Raw genomic sequence first — 22,305 nt, 5'->3', positions numbered from 1 at the left:
ACCGAGGTGACTCGATAAAATTCGAGTGTAATAAAACAGACAGAAAAGCGGAGCTATCAAGCTCCGCTTTTTTCTTGCAAATTTCAAAGATGCAGCAAGTGATACGCAATCCTGTGTAACACGATGCCACGACTATCAAAACAAATATCACCTTCTCAGGACATACAATAAGTCACCAATACGAACTTAAGCCTAACCGCCAATATTTAAATAAATTTAACGATTGCTCGTATTAAGCTCTGCCAACCTCACATTGGTTAGATAGCCTGTAAATGTATGCGGAAAATACTTTTACGCACCAAAAATAGCCAACTTAAGGTACAAATTCAAGCAAACAAGATGTAATTCCACAAAAAATATGCAGATATAAATATAATAATAAAAATCAATCCTATCATAAGGTTAAGTTCATACACTTTTAAAGAACAGTGGCGTTTAAAAGACACTAGACATATTTATGCCATCGTTTTGACAACGGAGTTTCATTTTTGGGGAATACACTCCTCGCGTTCAATTCGGAAGAACACAAACAGTAGATGTAGGCTGTTCGTTTGCTCACAAGGAGGGAGAAAAGACAATAAACTCACAGGAATCACGATGACATATACTACAGTTGCGCTCACAACATTTGCCGTACTCAGCATAATACCCAATGTACACGCCGCTCCCGAAGTACATTACGACCAATGCCAGCCAGTATTTAACTATCAAACAGCCAGCTACCAAGGCACCACCGACAAAAACAACAGTGGCAATCAATGGTGTTATTTGAAACAAGCCATTAATGGTAGCTCTTGGGGTAATGTACGAACAGAAACCATTCCCGTATTTACAACCATTACAGGTAACCGATGTAACACCCCTTCCCAATATCAAGGTGAAGCTTTTTACGGGTGCTCAACGGCAAATCATACAGCACCTTGGTGTTACATTGACGAGCAAGGGAACTGGGAAGAGTGTGCGACGGTTGAGGAGGAGCCTCTACCAAAGCATACCCACCCACAGGCGAGTAAACGCTTAGACCGCATTGCACTTGGCTCCTGCTTTAAAACAAAAGGCGATATGCCACAAGCACTTGCCAAGCTCATTTCTCATCAACCAGACCTATTTTTATGGCTTGGTGATAATATCTATGCTGATACCACAGACATGGCGACCATGCGCCAAAAATATGATGACAAGAAGCGTAATATTGATTATCAAAAGTTTCTCGCTGCGAATATTCCAGTTATGGCCACTTGGGATGACCATGATTACGGGGCCAATAATGATGGCAAACACTACCCCCAGCGCGTCAATAGCCAAAAGGAATATTTGCGCCACTTTGATGCACCTGCGGATGATCCAAGGCTCAACGGCCAAGCGGGTATTTATGAAGCCAAATTACTAGGACCTGCCAATGAGCGCACTCATGTTATTACACTGGATGCACGTTACTTTCGCTCACCAACATTTAATAATTACGGCACGTGTGAAGGTGATAAAACTACAATTTTAGGTGCGCAGCAATGGCAGTGGCTTGAACAACAACTGAATACCCCTTCTGAAATAAAGCTAATCGCAAGCGGTATTCAAGTGCTTCCACCACTTTACCAAGGTCGAAGTAAAAGCAAGTACTGCGCATATGGAGATGGTAAGCAGTTTGAACAAGCCATTGCTGACATGGCAGAGTCTGACATGTCGGGCACGAGCTACGAGTCATGGGCAGAAGTCCCCTTAGAGCGAGCTAAGCTGCTGCGTTTAGTGCAAAAGTCAGTTAATAGTGGTAAAACCAAAGCGGTGATTTTCTTATCTGGTGATCAGCACTGGGGGGAGCTGCTGAAAAAAGAAATCCCAGCAAGTGCACAATATGGTAAGGCCGTGACCGTGTATGAAGTCACTGCATCTGGGTTTGGTCAAAATTGGCCGTATCATATCGAAAACCCTCTTCGACTGCCTGTCTATGCTGATACCAAAGGCGACGGTCAGTACAATCAACAATGTAAATTCCCTTTCACTTATGGTCTAACTACGTACCACGGCTGCACAACGAAAGACAATGATAAACCATGGTGCTATACCAAAGTTGACGACAAAGGAAAGGGCATCAGCGGAGAGTGGGGAAATTGTGCGCCTAGTGGTGCTATTACCCCTGATGGACAAGTGGGCACTGTTAGCAGCAATATTACAAATTTAACCACCAGCGATAGACACCTGATCAATAAGTCGGGGAGTAACTATGGCATGGTTGATATTGATTGGGCAAAACACACAATTAAACTTTCTATTCAAACAACCGAAGAAGAAGCCGTATCTACGGTCGTTAAATTTTAACTGATATAAAAAAGAGTAGCGCCCTAATCGAGGCGCTACTTTATCCCTATCCTTCATACACTTTAGCGTTTGCTTCTGACTTTTCAGATATGATGTACAGCCAGTTTGCAATCAAACAAGCGACCGTCATTGTGATAAATAACCATGTACCACTTGCTAAGTCGAGGAGCACGCCACCAACTAAAGGCGCGAAGGCAAAGCCAAGTGAGCAAAGTCCCGCGGCGCCAAAATAACTTGCTTTCAAATGTTGAGGAGCCATTCTGTCTATATGAATATTGATGTTTGAAAACAGAATTGCTTCGCTCAAGCTCAATACAGCGATACATACAATCCATGCCCAAAAACTATCAACATCTGCTAGCACCATCATTATTTGAGACACAGCTAACACCCCACCTCCAACTAGTAATCGAGATTGAATAGACCAATCCTTCATCATGTGTAAAAGCGGAAATTGAAACAGCACAATAATCAGAGAATTGGTTACAATCAGGCTAGAAATCAACAATGCCAGCTCTGGGACTTCCGCCCTTGTCAGGTATTGCACTAAGCTTGAATCACCCTGGCCAAAAACGAGATACACCAAGAAAGTGGCAACCAATACCCATAAAAACCGTTTATCATCACGTAATAACGTCAACCACTCTCGAAAACGTGGGACATTTGTCGGCAGGTTCGATGTGTTGCACACACGCGCTTGGTGTTGCTTTAGTAGCAAAGCACAAAACAAAGCCAAATAAGCAAAGGCGGTATAAATAAAACTAAATTGCTCACCATTGAGGCCTGCCCACAGCCCGAAAAGAGGCCCCAACGCGGCGCCTACATTGACTAAAAAATACAATAGATGGAGTGCTAATTCTCTATCAGAATCTTGAGCGAGCTCATCACTTAACAACGCTTTACTTGGTGCATCCCACAGTGTTCTTGGCATACATGCAAAAAATACAGCCAAGCAAAATGCCCAAAGTTCCTCAACTAAAGCAAGTGCGGTAAATGCTAACACGCCCACTATCACCGCAGCATAAAGTATCTTAAAGCGACCAAATCGATCTGCTAAGTTCCCTGTATAAAACCCGAGTAAAACAGCAAATGTCGCACTGCCAGTCAGTAAGACTCCCACCTCAGTCGCACTCAAAGAAAATTTGGTATACAGAATCACAGCAAGAAATGGCCACACCATATAATAACTTGCTCGAACAAAAAAATTGCCTATTAGCATGGTCCAAACCAGTGGTGTGAAGCGAGTGATCTGTGAAGAGAATTGTGTTAGTTCCATCTTAAAATCCTGTTTTTATTATCTTTGCACTAACAATAAAACCTCAACCTAACCTGAGGTAAAGTATTTTTTACGCCGTTCTAAAAAATCACCATGTGCGCTGTATTGTCTTATTACATACGGCTTTTCACTTTATTCGTCGCCTGTGCTGTTGCGGGGTCATCTGGCCAAAAATGTTTCGGATAACGACCTTTCATTTCTTTTTGCACTTCTCGGTAACTCGTTTGCCAAAAATGCGCTAAGTCTTGAGTCAATTGCAAAGGCCTTTGCGCCGGCGATAATAACTCCATCAAGATTGGTAAGCGACCTTCACATAATACGGGGCTTTGACTCATTCCGTATACTTCTTGCATCTTCACCGCCAGTCGAGCTGGGCCGTCCAATTGATAGTGAATGCGTAAATTTGAGCCGCTCGGCACAGCGATTCGCTCCGGTAATAATTCATTTAGGCGCTGTTGTTTTTGCCAATCTACTCGAGCTATCAGTGCCGCTTTAAGATCCAGCTTCTTAAGTTGGTTAAACTGTTTGATGTCATTTAAGTAGGGCGCTAGCCAAGCATTAACACTCGCCAGCAGGTCCGCTTCATTACAAAGTTCAAACTCTTCAGGGTAAAGCTGTCCTGCGAGCTGTAAGCGCACTAACAAAGGCGCACACTCTTGAAATTGGCTAAACAAGCTTAAGCCTTGTTGCTGAACTATATTAAGCCATGCTGCCGTTCGAGCCGCTTGGTCGAGCGGCATACTGCTGGGCTTTGCAGAGATAACACACTGACCTAAATACACCCGATCTTGATGGATAAACTGTGACGATTTTTGGTCAAACTCGCACACCATTCTTGTCGTGAATAAATGAGGCAATACGTCTTCTAGTTCACTAGGTGAAAAAGTTGTTGCGCTAAATATTGACTGTCCTTTGTGGCCGCCCAATTGTGCAATCGCCAAAAATGGCGCATCTAACCAATAGTCACCGTGTGCTTGTACGCCTGCACCATTCGCTAATACAAAGCCATTGCCTCTGCGCTTGGCCAATCGGTCTGGGTACGCTAACGCCACCACAACAGCGATGTGTTCTATGGCCAGTTCAGTAGCATTGCATTCAATTTGTGCACGCTTGCACCAGTATTGCAATTGCTTTGTAAACTGTAGCGGGGCTTTTTGTTGCAATTGTTGTAGCGCCAAGCTTAACTCTGGCGCACATTTCACCTTGCTGTCTTGTAAAGCCATAAAATAGCAAGCTAAACGGGTGATACCAGGGAGGCGCTCTTCCAATTGTTGCACTTTGAGTAGCATGTGCGCATACCTTGGTTCACCACCGAGGGAATGCATTTTTGAACCTAGCCCCTGTAACTTCCCCTGTTCATCTAGCGCTTCCAATTCAATGAGTAACTGTTCTGCCTGGCTGATTTGCGCGTCACTAGGCCTATCTAGCAAAGGCAATTCTGCAATGCTTGTTCCCCACACCTTAGCTTCCAAAATGAGCCCGCTTATATCCGAGCTTAGTATATCCGGCTTATCATGCGCATCACGTCTCTCAAACATCGCTTTACTACCGAGCCGGTATACAACCCCTGGCTCAATTCGCCCAGCCCGTCCCGCACGTTGTATCGCTGACGCCCTAGAAATAGACAGTGTGGTTAGTTCTGTCACGCCCGTGCGTAAATTAAATACACCTGCACGTCGTTTACCTGAATCTATTACGACTCGGATCCCTTCTATTGTCAGTGATGTTTCTGCTACATTTGTTGTTAACACAACCTTTCTTTGTCCTGACGGCGCAGGAGCTATCGCTGCCTGCTGGCTAGCTTTACTCTGGTCGCCGTATAATGTTGCCAGTTGCACCTGCGGGTTCTGCTCTAGTTCATCCAACAACGCGTTGGCAACAAAACGAATTTCTTTTTGACCCGGTAAAAACACCAAAATACTGCCACTTTGCTCGCTTAATGCTTGACGCACCATTGGCGCGATCTGCGCCAGCCATTGGCTTTCATCTTTGAGCGTGATGTAGCGCTCCTCAATGGGGTAACTACGACCCTCAGACTGAACGACTGGGCAGGCTAAAAATGACTGATAACGTTCGCTATCCAGAGTCGCTGACATGACCAAGATTTTTAAATCTTCACGCAATGCGGCTTGCGATTCTATGGCAAATGCCAGTGCGGTATCTGCCGCCAATGAGCGCTCGTGAAACTCGTCAAAAATTAGAAGGTCAATACCAGACAGCTCTGGATCTTGCTGGATCATGCGCGTAAGCATCCCTTCAGTGACAATCTCTAACCGCGTACGCGCTGAAATTTTCACTTCTTGACGTATTCTCAAGCCAACCTGTTCTCCCACTGGCTCATTCAATTGAGAAGCCAAAAACTGGGCAATATTTCTCGCAGCCAATCGTCTGGGCTCAAGCATAACAATGCGTTTGAAGTGTCTATCTTTCATCAATTGTAAAGGCAGCCAAGTCGATTTACCCGCCCCTGGAGGTGCCTGCAGGAGTACTGTTTGTTGGGAGGAAAGTTGTTCGACTAGTTGCGAGTATACTTCTTCAATAGGTAGCACAGTGACATGATTCTAGTTTGCGTAGACATGGCAATATTCTACCACTATTGAACCGAATGACAGTAACTTACTTTACGAATGGTAACTAGTAGAAGCCAATAAGTGACCACTGTTAATCAGATTTTTATAATTGCTAATAAGTTGCTCAGCCGGTGCATTAAATGGAGGACTCAATCCGCGCAGCCCAACCCATGCATTTCTACTTTCTTCTTTGGCCATGTACAGGCCATTATCCGCCAGCTCGAGTACCTGCTCCCAAGTCAATGATTTTCCACCTTGATTACTAAGCGGGTATGGTGCAAAACCAATAGAACAGGTTACTTGGATTGCTTGTTCATTAACCACAAACGGGAAACACTCAACCTGCCGCCTCACTCGTTCCACAGCTTCTGCAGCCTCGCCATGGGTCATATTTGGCATCACGATTAAAAACTCTTCTCCCCCCCAACGGATCACCAAATCACTGTCTCTAGTGCACTGCTTTAAAATGTCCGCCACTGACTGAAGCACGGTATCTCCAGCTGCATGACCATATGTATCATTCACCTTTTTAAAGTGATCTATATCTAACAAGCAAAAAATCATTTCATGCTTTTCACCTGTACTTGTTTGTGTCGTCGTATTTTTATTTACTTGTGCATCAATAATACTAAAAAAGTAATGTCGATTATTCAGGCCCGTCAAACTATCGGTAAAACTGAGCGCCTGCAAACGCTTATTCCGCTCTGCTAGCTCAGCTGTTCGCTCGGCCACTTGCCGCTTTAATACCGTCAAATAGCGCTTGTTTTGCCATCTCCAATAACCAAATCCAAACACCAAAACCACGAGTAACATGCCCAGCACACCCCGCTGTTGCGCCAAATGTGCATTATCAATTTTTTGTTGGTGTTGGATTAATTGCTGTGCCTGAAGGGCATTGTCTTTTTCTAAAACACTGAGTTGCTGCTTTTGTGCGGCTAATGTGTATTGCGCCTCTAGTTGCAAGAGCTTGTTATTTCGTTTTTGTAGATTTAATGCCTGCTCCGTCATTGCAAAGCGCTTCAAATACAAATGCGCTTGTTCAAAATCTCCCAATTGCGCATATGCACCCGCCAAGATCTTTTGCAGCATTGACTGTTCATTCAAAAACCTCGTGCCGAAGGTTTCACCCAACGCCTTGTTGGCTTGAGTTATTGCACTTGTAAACTGACCAGCTTGTAAATGTGCCATAGCACTCATTAATTTATAACGCACTCTCAGCCGTAAATTCTCTTTCAAAGCCGCTTGTTCCTGCGACACTAACTTAAGAAGAGCGCTTGCATTGAGATACTCCCCAATACTTAAGTAAGCCCAAGCTCGCGTTAGCGCTAACTGACTCGAAAGCTCCTGCTGTGCTTCTGAGTCAACACTTTCTAGAATCATCAGAGCTTGGCGATAACTGCCACGCATAATATGCAACGTGCCCTGCCAAAGGGCATACTCTGCTAGCAGACCGCTAACATGTTCATTAGAAACATTTTTTGTAATTAAAGAATAGGCACGTTCCAATAATTGCTGCGCAAAACGAAAACGCTCCAAGCTCATTTCGAGCTGAGCAAGGGCTAAATAAATTCCAGCCTCCAACTCTGGTAAATTCATACCAGTAACAATATCCAGCGCATCATTGTGTAAAACAAGGCTATTTTTATAGTCGCCGTAATGCTGCCGTATTAGTCCTTCAAGTAATAACGACTTCGCGTGTAAACGCTTCTCTCCAAGCTGCCTTGACTGCTCTCTTAAGACTCGTATCTGTGGTAGCAAATTAAGATCATAATCTTCTTTTAGCTGTGAAGTTAATTGACCCAGCATTTTATTAAGGTCTTCTTTTTGAGAAGAGCTATTGCTACTGCTCAAATTAGCCCACACCTCAAAGCTCAACAACCATATAAATGGCAAAGCACACCAATGTAACTTCATTGCACCACCCCTGTCGTTGCCATCATATCTTCATTGATAAATTGCCAATCACTCACCAAGTGGTTAATAAATCCAGATTGTATCAAAGCTCTGCGCAGTACCCCTTTCCTCTTGAGTATTTTCAGGCCACGATTAAGCGCAGCAAAGATCTGCTCCCCCTGCGGATGGCGCTTACTAACAATGAAATGACGTGAATCAGGGAGCATCATTTTGAGATTTTGAATCGGTACGTACTCTCTGCCTTCAAAGTTGAGAAGTAAGTCTTCACTCACACTAAAATTCACTAACATAGCATCAACAATACCTGTTTCCACCATATTAAGCATGGTTTCCCATGGTCCGATAAAACTAACAATATTAATTGGGGTGTTATTCAGTGCTCGCCAATCTACACGCCACCTAGGGTTTGCAACCACAGTCAGCTGCTCAAGCTGCTCTTTGGGTAAGTTTTGCAGTGCAATGTTGCGCTTTGTCACATACAACCCAGCTTCATAATCCCCAAATTCAACGACCGCATCACTCACATATAATGAACCACGGTAATTAAGAATATCTTCATGCCATACGGAGCGTGCTAAAATGAGGCTATCGCCAGAGATCATGTCTGAGAATTCGATGATATTGACGGAGGGCTTAGGGTTGAAGACAACTTCTCTTGTTTCCCCCCCTAAAAATAGAGCTTGCTGCAACAAGACCATTTCAATTATTTCAATATGAGAACCTTTAGTGGTTGGATGAAAGTCTTGTACATCCAAGGGAGAACGACCGTTAAGGAACTCATTGTAGCGCTGACTAAAATTTTCACTACTCATAATATCGACAACAAGTTGATTGTGTGCGAAAGCAGGGCTAATACAAGATACCAGCAAAACCAAAACCAACCACCTCATGACAGCTCCCAAATCACACCTTCACTACTCATATCAAAGTATACTAAAAAAACAGTGCGAATGTTAACCAAAAAATAACAGTAAAGTAAGCTTTTATAACTAATATTTTAGGTATGAATTTATTTATTGCTGAGCAAAAATCATGAATATTTGCAACATATTGATAGTTATCAAAAATATTACACACACAAAATTAAACTTAAATAAGTGTTGAAAATAACGGTACAAACATTGTTGAAGTAGACACCACAACAGCACATTGTAGTGTCTAGTAATAGAGGGAAGAATTATGCAGAACGCGTTGCAGAAGCCGGAGAAATGTTAGCAGCACCAAGCGCAGGTGGGATAACAGCAAATTGACCAGCTACTAAGACAGCAACAGCCCCAAACAAAAAGTATTCACTAGGCACAGATAATAGTTCAAAAAAGTCCATAAGCTTTACATTGAGTAGCACAGCAAAAATAGCGCCAAATAGAATACCTATTGAGGTAATCACAATATTCTCTAACATATAATACCGAACTATTTGCCACTTCGTTGCCCCTAACGCTCTTCTAGTACCGATCTGACGTTTGCGCCTTAAAATTGCGAAACGCGCCTGCCCAAAAGTGCCAAGCATAGTAATAACAACTAATCCAATTGTCACAGCGCATAAAATAATGAGCGATGAAGCCATTGGTTTGTATCCGCTATCTCTGGTGTGCGAAAAGGCGTGAAACTTGTCTATGATCCTTCCCGGATGACGCATTAATACTGCATGTACTTCTTCCATTGCTTGTTTAAGCTGACCTTCACGCGCTTTCACCATAAACTTGCTTTCTTTGGTCAATGAATATGCTGGGAAAATGATACTCCGCTCATTTCGCAGCCAATTAGGCCAAGTTGCAATGAGCTCGTCAACCACTCCAACTATTTGATATGGGCGACCATGGATATAGATAGTTTTGCCCACCGTTTGTGTCCAATCCTCGGGGGATATTTTTTCAGCTATTGCTTTAGTGACCATCAGCGTACTAGATTGTACGGTATAATCAGCGCTAGAAAGCACCATTTCAGCCTGCTCAAATTGTCGACCCAAAATGACATCTAGGCCCAAAGTGTCCACAAAGTTTGCTGTCATGCTATATATACCAGCATAGGTAATATAACTCTCATCACTTTCGGTCCTATTAAGGGCTAAACCTAGCCCCCAATTAGTTAAAGGAATTGAATTGGTTGCCATGACATTCTCAACGCTGCTAAGCTCTAATATGTCGGCAAAATCTTGCTCAAGCCTTGCTTTATAACCCGCAGGCTCAACTGGTAAGTTAGCTGTAAATGTAAAAATATTTGCTTCGTCTAGTCCACTGGGCTTATGAATCTCTTGCCACTTATTAACGGCCATATGGCTTACATTAATTAATATCGTGAAGGCAACGGCTATTTGAATCACTAGCAGAATGGGACTGGTTTTATTTTTCCATAAGGTCTTTAAAATAGGTTTAAAATCCTTCATGTCACGCTCCTACAAACTCTTTAACTGACTAGATGGCTGTATTAAGCTTGCGCGATAGACTGGCCACAGACCAAAAGCAACAGACGAGCTCATAGCCAAGCCAATCGTGCCAACCATGAGATAAACATCCATGGTCATCACATTCTTGTGTAAGTTCGAAAACATCTCGGCTAATATTGATAACCCTACTTGAGCCAACAAAAGGCCAATTACACCGCCAACAAATCCAATAAATACTGATTCAAACCCAAATTGAATAATAATGTCTTTTTTACTTGCACCAACTGCTCTGCGCAGGCCAATCTCGCCCCCTTTACCATGAAACTTAGTCATCATTAAGCTCATTACATTACATAAACATGCCAACAAAAACGCCAACGCAAACCAAATGCCCATAATGTTTTCTTTGCTTACTGCGCCTTCTTTTTCTAAGTATTCAGTTACTGACATTAGCCTATTAGGCTCTGGACGCGTGAATCGACCAACTTGCCTTTGTTCTTCTGAATAGTCGGATAAGAAGTCAAAGTAATCATCTTTTTTATCTGCAGAGTCAAACTCAACCCACATATAAAGCCATACGCATTCAGAAAGTAGCAATTGCGCCAATGTGGAACTAGGCGCATCCCCCCAACATGACCAACCCATTGATGTCGGTGAAAAAAGCTCATTACGAATTTGCGATTCAAGTGGCACAAAATAGTTAAGAGTAGACTGGAACATTAAATATCTGTGTGTGTAAAAGCGTGGTGTTGGCTGCCAGTCATCGATAACCCCGACGACTCGATAGAGTAGTGTGCCGACCAGTACTTCCTGGCCAACAGAATTTACGCCGTCAAACAAGCGTTCATTCTCCTGCTTAGACAATACGATAACTTGTTCACCAGTTTGATCAGCCTCCTTACCCCATGTGCTGCCATGGATAAACGACGCACCAAACACATCAAAAAAGTCGCGAGTAGTAGAACGTACTGGGTGAAACTGAGCATCACGAACATCCATCGACTTAGCTCTGATCATCTCCGAAAACTGAGCAAATAACGCATGTTTATCTGCTTTATCCGCCTGTAGCAGCGCCATTGCATCTTGATAGGTCAACGTACTGGGAATATCATTTTTCCCGTTGCGTCGATAACCGTAGGGCTGAGTGGGATCCCATGAATTCAAATGCACCATAGCAACCCGCTCACTTTTGTGTGGCAGAGGGTTCTGAGCCATCATATAACCGACGGTAATTGTTATCATCGCAGCTGCGATACCAATAGCAATCGTACCTATCATAAGAAAACTCAACAACGGTGTTTTTCTCAAACTCAGCCATGCCAATTTGATGTAATAACTAACCATATTAATCCTTATGCAGTTAGTGCAATGTGATGCTCGGCTAGATAGCCATCACGTATTTCAACAATGCGACTAGCCTGTTTCGCTTGTTCCATGTCATGAGTCACCATCAAAATACTGGTTCCTTGTTTATTTATATCTTTCAATAAAGACATAATTCCTCCAGCCATTTTTGAATCTAGATTGCCCGTTGGTTCATCTGCCAACAAGAATGATGGGCTACCAGCTAATGCTCTGGCAATAGCAACACGCTGCTGCTGTCCGCCAGACAACTGTTGTGGGTAGTGCGATTTCCTTCCAGCGAGCCCTACTTTTTCCAAGGCTTCATGAACTCGTTGTTTTCGCTCTTTTGAGTTGAAATGCCGGTAACGCAAAGGCATCTCTACATTGTCATAGAGGTTGAGTTCTGGTATGAGATTAAAACTCTGAAACACAAACCCTATCTTTTGATTTCTCAACGACGATTTATGACTGTCTGATAAGCCTGTCACATCTCGACCATCCAAATAATACTGACCTTCAGAGTAATCTTCTAACAATCCGGCAATATTTAAGAATGTGGTTTTGCCAGACCCAGAAGGACCTACAACAGAAACAAAATCACCCTGTTCAATATCTAAATTGAATGGTTGAAGAGCTTGAGTTTTTACAGTGTTTGTAATAAATGACTTTGCGACTCCTCGCATTTTTAACATTTTACATCCTTTAATTTATTCACTCGTCGCTGTGAACAGCACCTCACTATATCTTTATGAATTCGCAGGCAGTGAAAAAGAGTATAGCTGTCAGTTTGTTTTGACATGTGTGACTGTCACCACTTATTTGCCTAACTTAAGTACCCAAAAAAAATCCGGGTTATTGTAATTGAAAAGCATTGACTAGAACACAAATTTAATTAAAAATTTACTTTTAATTAAAAGTTTAATTATTCGTAAAACGAGTAGCGAACAGAGAAAGTTATTGAGGCTTTTGACACCAGAAAGATCAAAGGAAAATGTTAGATGAATAAGGCCCTGATAAACTGGGCCTTATTCACATTACACTGAGCGCGTCGCTTCTGCTGGTGAAACACTAGCCGCACGAATTGCTGGTTGTAGCACCGCAAGCATACCAGCACTAAAAATAATGAAGCTTCCATACACCAAATAAATACCAGGTACTGGCGATAAGTGAAAATGCGACACTAATAAGTTGTTCGCTAAAATCGCAAATACAACCCCTAACGCAATACCTAACAGATTAATTACCGTATTTTCGAGAATATAATAGCGCACAATTGCCACTCTACTCGCGCCTAACGCTCTGCGAGTACCTATTTGCTTACGCCTTTTTAAGATGGTAAACCGGGTCTGTCCAAATACGCCTAACATTGTAATTAGCGATAATCCAATTACGACGGCTTTCAAAGTGCTATATGCCGCGACTTGGGAACGATATGCTCTTTCTCTCGACTCAGTTAACATTTCTAGGTGATCGACAGTGCGGTTAGGCTCTTGCATTATTACCTGCATCACATCTTGTATACTTTTGTCTATATTTGAGCCCTGCACTCGAACCAGTAATGACACTTCAGATGAAATAAGCGATGTTGAAAATAAGACGTTATGACTTCTATTTTTCCAATAACTCCATGGGCCAATTAGATGTTCAACGACACCTTGTACGATCTGTGCCTCATTTTTAAGGTAAATGGTCTTACCTAACACGGCTTCCCAATCATTTGGGAACAGCTGTTCAGCCAGTGCTTTACTTACTACCACACCTGAAGGGACATCCAGTCCAAAATGAAATAAACTTCTCTCATCCTCAGCTTGGAACCCTTGCCCTGCGATTAGTTTTAGGCCCATAGTTTCTAGTGCATCGTAACTACCTGTATAAAATGCAGCCTTAGTTACAAACCCTTCAGCATTGCGATCTAGCCTAATTTCATGCCCAAAACCCCGTTCAGAAAATGGGATAGAGTTTAATGTTACTGCACTTTTAACGCTGCTCAATGATTTAATCGCCTCAAGATCCCGAAACAAATTTGCTTTCATTTCCTCAGATGTGCCATGTAAGGACATTTGAAACCAAAACAGCTCACTTTCAGCCAAACCACTGGGCACGTTTATTTCTTCATGCTTTTGCAATAGCATAAAAACTGCGTTAACTAATATTGTAAATGTCACAGCAATTTGCAGTAAAAGGAGCAATGGACCTGTTTTTGCCCGCAGTAAAGACTTGATTATTGGTTTTAAATCTTTCATCTCATTGCTCCCTACAAGCTTTTCAGATGGCTTGAAGGTTGAATTTGGCAAGCTCTATAGATGGGATAAAGGCCAAAAATTGAACTTGAAAGCACCGACAATACAACTGTAAGTATCATGAGTTCAAAGTTCATTTCCATAAGCTCTGCATGTAAATGACTATATACCTGAGCAGTAATGTGTAGTCCTAACTGCGCTAACATCAAACCGATAATGCCTCCACACAGACCGACAATGACAGTTTCACAGCTAAATTGGCAAGCTATATTGATCTTGCTCGCACCTACCGCGCGCCTTAGACCAACTTCAGAACCTTTTCCATGAAACTTAGTCATCATTAAACTCATACTATTTAGCAAACAAGCAATTAAAAATGCAACAGCAAGCCAAACTGCAATATTACCATCTTCTTTAATGACCTCGTTATATTCAATGTATTCAGATACATCCATCAACCGATTCATTTGCTCACGCTGAAATCGCCCCATTGATCGTTGCTCTTGAGCGTAGTTATTAATGTACGCTAGGTAATCATCACGCTTCTTCGGAGAGCTCAATTCAATCCAGTAAAACAACCATACACATTCGGAAGATTTTACAGACTCCAGATCAACAAAATTGACTTCACCCCAGCAATACACACTGCCATCCGTCCCTGATAACCAATTATTATTGACGCTGGATTGAAAAGGGATAAATACGCCTCTGGGTTCAGTATAGGCTTCACTTCGAGTAGTATAGAAACGAGGTAGAGGTGTCCAGTCATCTAATACACCAACAACTCGATATATTAATCCACCTATGAGAACCTCTTTGCCAAGCGAGTTCTCTCCTCTGAACAGTTGCTGATTTTTCTTTTTCGACAGTACGACAACTGGATTACCTCCACTGTCATCTTCAATACCCCAAGGGGAACCATACAAAAAAGGCACCTCGAGCATACTAAAAAATTCATGCGTCGTTGGCCTAAGATATGTCATTGTTGCCATACCGGAAGGTTGCTCCCCAGCTCTCACCATCGCTTTATGAAAACTAATAATTGTTTGCTTATCAGCTTTTTTATCTGCGTATAAGTTTGTCGCATCCTGATAGGTCAGATAAATGGGAATATCCTCTTTGCCATCTTTTAACTTATAGGACATATTGGGATCCCAACTACTCAGGTGTACGGTGAAAAGGCGGTCACTTTTACTGGGGACAGGGTCTTGAGTCATCATATAATTGACTGTATAGGTAACCATAGTGGCAGCAATACCGATTGCGATTGTCGCAATCATTAAAAAACTCAACAGAGGTGTTTTTTTGATGCTAAGAAGTGCAAGCTTAAAATAATAACGCAACATGTCTAATCTTACGCCACCACTTTTTGCGAGGCTAAACTTTCAGTAAGTACGCCATCTTTGATCTCTATAATACGCTCCGCTTGATCGGCTTGTTCTAAGTCGTGTGTGACCATCAAGATGCTGGTACCTGACGCATTTATATCCTTTAACAAAGACATAATGCCATCAGCCATATTTGAATCTAGATTACCCGTAGGCTCATCCGCAAGTAAGAATGAAGGAGAGCCAGCTAATGCTCTCGCGATAGCGACGCGTTGCTGTTGACCACCGGAAAGTTGTTGAGGGTAATGAGCTTGCCTGTTCGCCAAGCCGACCTTCGTTAAGGCATCAATCACTCTCTGCTTGCGCTCCTTTGCAGAAAACGAGCGATAACGTAACGGCATTTCGACGTTGTCGAATAGGTTCAATTCTGGAATCAAGTTAAAGCTCTGAAATATAAAGCCAATTTTTTCATTCCGTAAGCGTGATTTTTGAGTATCACTTAAATGAGTGACGTCTTGATTATTAAGGTAATAATTTCCTTCCGTATAATCTTCTAATAAGCCGGCGATATTCAGGAAAGTCGTTTTCCCAGAGCCTGACGGGCCTACAACTGATACAAACTCCCCTGCTTTAATCTCTAAATTAAACGGTTGTAAGGCTTGTGTTTTAACCGTATCAGTTACGTATATTTTGGCAACGTTTGACATTTTTAACATTATTATTCCTTGTAGCTATTGCTTACTAATTGAGGACTTTCCATCGTCCAAATGTTCTAAATTGCTAATTTCTAAGCTAAGTAATAGTAATATCTACCTAGCAACCTTAAAAGCGTATGACACCTCATAACTAAAAGATATCACGGTCTGAAAGATACATAAATAAAACCTCAAAGTCACCAAAATAAAACATTAATTTAATATAGTTATACGCTTTTTTTGTTAATATACATAATTATAGCCGCTAAAGACCCCAAAAGAGGTACTGTAATTTTTCCTACTCAGCATAATGACAGCTTTGAAGGCTTGAATTTCATCTCGATATTACTTTATATGAACTGGATGTTTGCCAATTCATACTCACAGACATCTTCAGCCTATCGCTTCTGTGCGCCAACGCGCTGCATAATGCTTGCCGCTGCGTTCTTTCAAAATACCATCCCTGATCTCAATCGTACGCTTTGCTCTCATCGCTAAATTTGGATCATGCGTTACCATCAACACAGTTGTTCCCTGATTATTAAAACTTTCCAGCAGGTTCATGATTTCTTGGGCTTTGCTTGAGTCTAAGTTGCCAGTCGGCTCGTCAGCCAACACAATAGCTGGCTCGCCCACTAGCGCACGTGCGATTGCAGCGCGCTGTTGTTGGCCACCTGAAAGTTGATGTGGTTTGTGGTGTGCACGGCTCGTAAGGCCCACTTTTTCCAACATATCCATAACTCGACTTTTTCGCTCCTTTGCACGGAGCGCTCTATACCGCAAAGGTACTTCAACATTATCGTAAACTGACAGTTCAGGGATCAAATTAAAACTCTGAAATATAAAGCCTATTTTGGCATTTCTTAAGCGCGACTTTTGCCTGTCACTAAGAGATAAAATTGATTTTCCGTCCAATTGGTATTGCCCCTTGCAAGGAGGCTCTAGTAGACCTAGTATATTTAAGAATGTCGTCTTTCCAGAGCCTGATGGGCCAACAATAGAAATAAATTCACCTTGTTCAATTTCAAGGTTGAACGATTGTAAAGCCTGAGTTTGAATCGTATCCGTCGTATAAGTTTTTGCCACCCCAAACATTTTAAGCATATACATTACTTCCTAGCCTAATATATTTTAAAAGAAATGATTTTGACAGGTGTATACATATACACTCGGATTCAAAACTTAATTAGTGCCGATTATTCTTTGACTTAACTGATTTTTATTGGCAATTAATAGATTGAAGTTTGTGATTAAGTTTCAGTTTATATCTAACTATTGCTTTCCAAAAGATACACAAAGGACTAACGTAAGTCACGATAAAACATTAAGAAAAGTAATCATATATAAATGAGTTGGGGATATTTCAAATACTCGATTAATTAACAAACAACGCGCTAGAACCTCAAACAGCAGTCACTCTAATTGACTATACCAATTCGCCATCATCTATGCGAAACAACATCCATTCACAGCAGGGCAATGGCAATACAAGACGCCAGCCCTGCATTACCGCTACTCAATATTGTTATGCGTCATACCCCAAATTAGGAGAAAGCCAACGCTCAGCTTCTTCTAAAGACATATTGCTGCGTTTTGCGTAATCTTCAACTTGATCTTTTTGAATTGTGGCAACGGCAAAGTATTTTGAGTCTGGATGTGAGAAATACCAACCAGAAACAGCCGCTCCGGGCCACATTGCATATGAACTAGTGAGCTTCATACCGATGCGGCTTTCGACATCTAGTAACTCCCAGATTTTATGCTTCTCGGTATGCTCAGGACAGGCAGGATACCCAGGTGCTGGTCGAATACCTTGGTAATTTTCTCGGATCAGCTCTTCGTTACTCAGTGCTTCATCAGCCGCAAACCCCCAGTATTCTTTACGCACTTGCTCATGCAAGTACTCAGCAAAAGCTTCTGCTAATCTGTCCGCTACCGCCTTGACCATGATCTTGTTGTAATCGTCCTGCTGTGCATCAAATGCATCAGCGAGATCGTCTTCTTCAAGTCCACCAGTCACAGCGAAGGCACCAAAGTAGTCTTCAACCCCTTTAGGCGCGATATAATCGGCAAGACAGTAATTAGGAAAATCTGTTTTTTCAGTTTGTTGACGAAGCTGACAAGAGCGTAACACTACTTCTGAGCGCGACTCATCTTTATAGATTTCGATGTCGTCTTCCACACGGTTAGCAGGGAATAATCCAATGACACCAAGAGGTTGGAGCGCACCGCTGCGCTCTAGGTCGTCTAGCATCGCATTCGCGTCTGCAAATAACTTTTTAGCCTCTTCCCCGACAATTTCATCCTCAAGAATACGCGGATATTTACCCGCCAGCGACCACGTCATAAAGTATGGCGTCCAGTCAATATACTTGCGTAAAGTCTGGATGCTCACATCTTTAAATTCGGTAATACCCAGTTTTTTCGGCTTAGGGGGCGTATAATTGTCCCAATCGAGTTTAGCTGCATTGTCTCGTGCACGTGCCAAAGTTACAGGCTTTGAGCGTGGCTTTTTACGCGCTTGCTGTTCACGCACTTTGACATACTCATTGGCGGTTTTTTCTAAAAATGCAGGTTTTTGCGTTGCACTAAGTAAGCTTGAAACCACGCCAACTGCTCGGCTCGCATTGTTGACGTAAATCACGCCTTTATCATATTGCGGTTCGATCTTAACTGCAGTATGCGCCTTAGATGTTGTTGCTCCGCCGATCAACAATGGAATTTCAAAGCCGCGACGCGTCATTTCTTTTGCAACATGCACCATCTCATCCAGTGATGGCGTGATAAGGCCTGATAGCCCTATCGCATCTGCATTTTCATCAATCGCTGTTTGTAATATTTTTTCAGCAGGTACCATTACACCAAGGTCGACTACTTCGTAGTTATTACACTGAAGTACTACGCCCACAATATTTTTGCCAATATCATGCACGTCCCCTTTCACGGTCGCCATGATGATTTTACCATTACTGGTACCTTCTTCTTTTTCCGCTTCAATAAATGGATCAAGATAAGCAACCGCACGCTTCATCACGCGAGCCGACTTTACAACCTGAGGTAAGAACATCTTGCCGGCACCAAATAAATCACCGACTACGTTCATACCATCCATGAGAGGCCCTTCGATCACCTGAATCGGTTTATCAAAACCCTGTCGGCACGCTTCGGTATCTTCTTCTATATATTCGGTGATGCCTTTTACCAATGCATGTTCAAGTCGCTTAGTAACAGGCCAAGTGCGCCACTCTAGATCTTCTTTCTTCTCAGCTTGTGCCATTCCTGAATATTTAGGGGCAATATCAACAAGGCGCTCTCCCGCCCCAGGGTCGGTATTGAGAATGACATCTTCAACAGCATTTCGAAGCTCAAGAGGAATATCATCATATACAGCTAACTGGCTGGCGTTTACGATTCCCATGTCCATACCGGCTTTTATTGCATGGTATAAAAACACAGAGTGAATGGCTTCACGAACTGGGTTATTACCCCGAAATGAGAATGATACATTGGACACACCGCCTGACACTTTACAGTGTGGCAAGTTTTGCTTAATTCGACGCGTCCCTTCAATAAATTCGACGGCGTAGTTATCATGCTCCTCAATACCTGTTGCAACCGCGAAAATATTAGGATCAAAGATAATATCCTCTGGTGGAAAACCCAGCTCATCCACGAGGATTTTATAAGAGCGTTCGCAAATTTCATACTTGCGGTCCGCAGTTTCTGCTTGACCGACTTCATCGAACGCCATTACCACAACCGCTGCACCAAAGCGCTTTAGAACTTTTGCTTGTTTTACAAAAGGCTCTCGACCTTCTTTAAGAGAGATAGAGTTTACAATTGCCTTACCCTGAATGCACTTCAAGCCCGCTACGATGACATCCCACTTTGACGAGTCAACCATGATTGGGACCTTAGAGATCTCCGGCTCAGATGCTATCAAGTTGAGAAATTTTACCATGGCCATTTTAGAGTCCAACATGGCTTCATCCATGTTAATATCGATGACCTGTGCGCCACCTTCAACCTGCTCTCTGGCAACTTCTAGCGCCGTCTCATAGTCTTCCTCTAAAATTAAGCGCTTGAATCGCGCCGAACCTGTAACATTGGTTCTCTCGCCAACATTTGTAAAAATGGCTGTAGATTGCGTCATAGTGATACTTCCTAATTCAGGTTACAGGCTTCTAAACCTGATAAGCGCATGCGAACTTCGAGCTCAGGCAGTTGGCGAGGCGTAACCTCCGCAAGTCTACTTGCAAAGGCTTTGATATGTTCAGGTGTGGTCCCACAACATCCACCGACAATGTTGATAAAGCCTTCTTTACCCCAGTCAACTATCTCTACGCTCATTTCATCTGCTTCTAAATCATATTCACCAAATTCATTAGGCAAACCGGCATTTGGGTGAACTGAAGTAAAGGTTTCGCATACACGCGAAAGCTCTTCTACATAAGGACGCAATAGGTCTGGCCCTAAAGCGCAATTAAGGCCAATTGAAATCGGTTTGATATGACGGATAGAGTTATAAAAAGCTTCTGTTGTTTGACCCGACAGTGTACGACCTGAAGCATCGGTAATTGTACCTGAAATCATAACAGGCAATCGAACACCCGCTTGTTCAAACGCTTCTTCCACGCCATAAGCCGCTGCTTTAGCATTAAGAGTATCAAAGATAGTTTCAATGAGAATTAAATGCGCTCCCCCTTCTATTAAGGCGAGCGTTGATTCTATATACGCCTCCACCAGCGCATCAAACGTCACGTTACGATAGCCTGGATCATTTACATCTGGTGAAATCGAGCAAGTTTTTGATGTTGGGCCCAGCACACCACCTACATAGCGTGGTTTACTTGGATCTTTGGCGGTAAACTCGTCACATACCTCACGTGCTAACTTTGCCGACTCAAAGTTTATTTCACGGCTTAAGCTCGCCATGTCATAATCTTCCATAGAGATGGTCGTCGCATTGAAGGTGTTTGTTTCTATGATATCTGCGCCCGCCTCTAGATACTCTCTGTGAATTTGACTGATCACATCAGGCTGCGTCAAACTCAACAAATCATTGTTGCCTTTTATCAGCACATGCCAATCTTTAAAGCGTTCACCGCGATAGTCTTCTTCTTCAAATTTATGCTTTTGAATCATAGTTCCCATCGCGCCATCTAAAATGACGATGCGCTCTTGCATGGTTTTTTTCAGGGCGTCAGATACTGCTTGGCCATCAATTGGCGCAAATGGCACACTGTTATTCGGCATAATTGTTAGTCCTCACGTCTTGGCTAACGAGATTAATATCGTAGGGCGTTGTTTGATACACATAATAGTTTAACCAATTTGAGAATAATAAAAAGGCGTGACTCTGCCAGGTTTTAGATGGCTTAGCACTGTGATCATTATTTGGAAAATAGTTTTCAGGTTTAGGTGCATCGACATCGTTGATTATGTCTCTCTGGTATTCCTTTTGTAATGTGTCCGCATCATACTCGGGGTGGCCTGTGATATACACTTGGCTACCTGTTTTGTTTTTCAGAAGGTAGGCACCTACCTTTTGTGAGCCAGCTAATACGACTAAGTCTTTGCAGCTATTGATCTTCTCTATATCAATATGCCCATAGCGGGAATGTGGCACTAAAAACTCATCGTCAAATCCACGTGTAAGCGCACCATGATCGAAATAAACCTTATGTTTAAACACACCACATAATTTGTTTTCTTTCAAAGCTCTTTTTAATCCATGATGATGGAATAAACCTGCATGTGCGGCCCAACAAGAAAATAAAGTTGAGGTAACATGATGCTCCGCCCAATCAAAAAATTCTTGTAATTCTTCCCAGTAGATAACATCACTGTATTCAAGATGTGCTAACGGTGCGCCAGTAACAATTAGGGCATCGTAATTCTGGTCTTTCACCTCTGAAAAATAACGATAAAACATGTTTAAATGCTGCTCTGAGTTTTCAGAGCTCCTATGCGTATCCAAACGCAATAAGTCAACATGCACTTGCAGCGGCGTATTGGCCAACAATCGAATAAACTGCACTTCAGTTTCTACTTTATTGGGCATCAGATTCAATATCGCTAACCGCATAGGACGGATTTCTTGAGACATTGCTCGACTTTTAGGCATTACGAATACATTTTCATGTCGCAGCTGCGCAATGGCAGGCAATTCGTCTTTTACGGTAATTGGCATGAGGCTCTTCCCCAATAAAGCATAAATTAGCTAAAACTATATAACT

15 protein-coding genes are annotated in these 22,305 nt (G+C 42.5%); 1 reads left to right on the top strand and 14 read right to left on the bottom strand.

Going from position 1 to position 22,305, the window contains the following annotated elements; translation table 11 throughout:
• Window positions 1-597 precede the first annotated feature (597 nt).
• Window positions 598-2,313 carry an alkaline phosphatase D family protein gene (locus N480_RS05710; protein ID WP_063371567.1) on the top strand — a complete coding sequence of 572 codons (1,716 nt, stop codon included), beginning with the start codon at window positions 598-600 and terminating at the stop codon, window positions 2,311-2,313.
• Window positions 2,314-2,359: 46 nt separating this feature from the next.
• Here N480_RS05710 and N480_RS05705 read toward each other — a convergent pair whose 3' ends face one another.
• The 14 genes from N480_RS05705 to N480_RS05640 form a co-directional block, all read right to left on the bottom strand.
• The gene (locus N480_RS05705; RefSeq protein WP_063371566.1) at window positions 2,360-3,589 is read right to left on the bottom strand and encodes an MFS transporter; all 1,230 of its coding nucleotides are present in this window, start codon (window positions 3,587-3,589) and stop codon (window positions 2,360-2,362) included.
• Between the two features lie 113 nt (window positions 3,590-3,702).
• Window positions 3,703-6,138, bottom strand: coding sequence for an ATP-dependent helicase HrpB (gene hrpB, locus N480_RS05700; RefSeq protein WP_063371565.1), 2,436 nt, complete (start codon window positions 6,136-6,138; stop codon window positions 3,703-3,705).
• A 72-nt stretch (window positions 6,139-6,210) separates the two neighbouring features.
• Complete coding sequence (locus tag N480_RS05695) at window positions 6,211-8,073, bottom strand: sensor domain-containing diguanylate cyclase (RefSeq protein ID WP_063371564.1); 1,863 nt, start codon at window positions 8,071-8,073, stop codon at window positions 6,211-6,213.
• A complete protein-coding gene (locus N480_RS05690; RefSeq protein ID WP_063371563.1) occupies window positions 8,070-8,963 on the bottom strand; it encodes a hypothetical protein in 894 nt (297 codons plus the stop codon). Before N480_RS05690 ends, N480_RS05695 begins: the two co-directional genes overlap by 4 nt.
• A gap of 287 nt (window positions 8,964-9,250) precedes the next feature.
• Window positions 9,251-10,459, bottom strand: a complete 1,209-nt coding sequence (locus N480_RS05685; protein WP_063371562.1) for an ABC transporter permease — start codon at window positions 10,457-10,459, stop codon at window positions 9,251-9,253.
• A gap of 9 nt (window positions 10,460-10,468) precedes the next feature.
• Window positions 10,469-11,803: an ABC transporter permease gene (locus N480_RS05680; RefSeq protein WP_063371561.1), complete on the bottom strand. Its 1,335-nt coding sequence runs from the start codon at window positions 11,801-11,803 to the stop codon at window positions 10,469-10,471.
• 8 nt (window positions 11,804-11,811) lie between these two features.
• Window positions 11,812-12,495, bottom strand: a complete 684-nt coding sequence (locus N480_RS05675; RefSeq protein WP_063371560.1) for an ABC transporter ATP-binding protein — start codon at window positions 12,493-12,495, stop codon at window positions 11,812-11,814.
• A gap of 342 nt (window positions 12,496-12,837) precedes the next feature.
• Window positions 12,838-14,046 carry an ABC transporter permease gene (locus tag N480_RS05670; RefSeq protein ID WP_063371559.1) on the bottom strand — a complete coding sequence of 403 codons (1,209 nt, stop codon included), beginning with the start codon at window positions 14,044-14,046 and terminating at the stop codon, window positions 12,838-12,840.
• An 11-nt stretch (window positions 14,047-14,057) separates the two neighbouring features.
• Window positions 14,058-15,323, bottom strand: a complete 1,266-nt coding sequence (locus N480_RS05665; RefSeq protein WP_231102228.1) for an ABC transporter permease — start codon at window positions 15,321-15,323, stop codon at window positions 14,058-14,060.
• A gap of 74 nt (window positions 15,324-15,397) precedes the next feature.
• Window positions 15,398-16,087, bottom strand: coding sequence for an ABC transporter ATP-binding protein (locus N480_RS05660; RefSeq protein ID WP_063371557.1), 690 nt, complete (start codon window positions 16,085-16,087; stop codon window positions 15,398-15,400).
• 372 nt (window positions 16,088-16,459) lie between these two features.
• Window positions 16,460-17,170 carry an ABC transporter ATP-binding protein gene (locus tag N480_RS05655; RefSeq protein WP_063371556.1) on the bottom strand — a complete coding sequence of 237 codons (711 nt, stop codon included), beginning with the start codon at window positions 17,168-17,170 and terminating at the stop codon, window positions 16,460-16,462.
• A 421-nt stretch (window positions 17,171-17,591) separates the two neighbouring features.
• On the bottom strand, window positions 17,592-20,219 hold the full coding sequence (gene metH / locus N480_RS05650) for a methionine synthase (protein ID WP_063371555.1): 2,628 nt from the start codon (window positions 20,217-20,219) through the stop codon (window positions 17,592-17,594).
• A gap of 11 nt (window positions 20,220-20,230) precedes the next feature.
• Window positions 20,231-21,322 (bottom strand): homocysteine S-methyltransferase family protein, encoded by a 1,092-nt coding sequence (locus N480_RS05645; protein WP_063371554.1) that lies wholly within the window; start codon window positions 21,320-21,322, stop codon window positions 20,231-20,233.
• Window positions 21,312-22,259, bottom strand: coding sequence for a homoserine O-succinyltransferase (locus tag N480_RS05640; protein ID WP_063371553.1), 948 nt, complete (start codon window positions 22,257-22,259; stop codon window positions 21,312-21,314). Before N480_RS05640 ends, N480_RS05645 begins: the two co-directional genes overlap by 11 nt.
• Window positions 22,260-22,305 lie beyond the last annotated feature (46 nt).

Origin of the sequence: Pseudoalteromonas luteoviolacea S2607 (genome assembly GCF_001625575.1) — a bacterium.
Classification (GTDB): Bacteria; Pseudomonadota; Gammaproteobacteria; order Enterobacterales; family Alteromonadaceae; genus Pseudoalteromonas; species Pseudoalteromonas luteoviolacea_E.
This window is presented reverse-complemented; position numbering and strand designations above follow the sequence as displayed.

Bases quoted from the DNA above. Each gene is read 5' to 3' on its own strand.
- N480_RS05710 (WP_063371567.1), top strand. From the start codon at position 598: ATGACATATACTACAGTTGCGCTCACAACATTTGCCGTACTCAGCATA.
- metH (WP_063371555.1), bottom strand. From the start codon at position 20,219: ATGACGCAATCTACAGCCATTTTTACAAATGTTGGCGAGAGAACCAAT.
- N480_RS05665 (WP_231102228.1), bottom strand. From the start codon at position 15,323: ATGATTGCGACAATCGCAATCGGTATTGCTGCCACTATGGTTACCTAT.
- N480_RS05660 (WP_063371557.1), bottom strand. From the start codon at position 16,087: ATGTTAAAAATGTCAAACGTTGCCAAAATATACGTAACTGATACGGTT.
- N480_RS05705 (WP_063371566.1), bottom strand. From the start codon at position 3,589: ATGGAACTAACACAATTCTCTTCACAGATCACTCGCTTCACACCACTG.
- N480_RS05645 (WP_063371554.1), bottom strand. From the start codon at position 21,322: ATGCCGAATAACAGTGTGCCATTTGCGCCAATTGATGGCCAAGCAGTA.
- N480_RS05640 (WP_063371553.1), bottom strand. From the start codon at position 22,259: ATGCCAATTACCGTAAAAGACGAATTGCCTGCCATTGCGCAGCTGCGA.
- N480_RS05695 (WP_063371564.1), bottom strand. From the start codon at position 8,073: ATGAAGTTACATTGGTGTGCTTTGCCATTTATATGGTTGTTGAGCTTT.
- N480_RS05685 (WP_063371562.1), bottom strand. From the start codon at position 10,459: ATGAAGGATTTTAAACCTATTTTAAAGACCTTATGGAAAAATAAAACC.
- N480_RS05675 (WP_063371560.1), bottom strand. From the start codon at position 12,495: ATGTTAAAAATGCGAGGAGTCGCAAAGTCATTTATTACAAACACTGTA.
- N480_RS05690 (WP_063371563.1), bottom strand. From the start codon at position 8,963: ATGAGGTGGTTGGTTTTGGTTTTGCTGGTATCTTGTATTAGCCCTGCT.
- N480_RS05680 (WP_063371561.1), bottom strand. From the start codon at position 11,803: ATGGTTAGTTATTACATCAAATTGGCATGGCTGAGTTTGAGAAAAACA.
- N480_RS05655 (WP_063371556.1), bottom strand. From the start codon at position 17,170: ATGCTTAAAATGTTTGGGGTGGCAAAAACTTATACGACGGATACGATT.
- N480_RS05670 (WP_063371559.1), bottom strand. From the start codon at position 14,046: ATGAAAGATTTAAAACCAATAATCAAGTCTTTACTGCGGGCAAAAACA.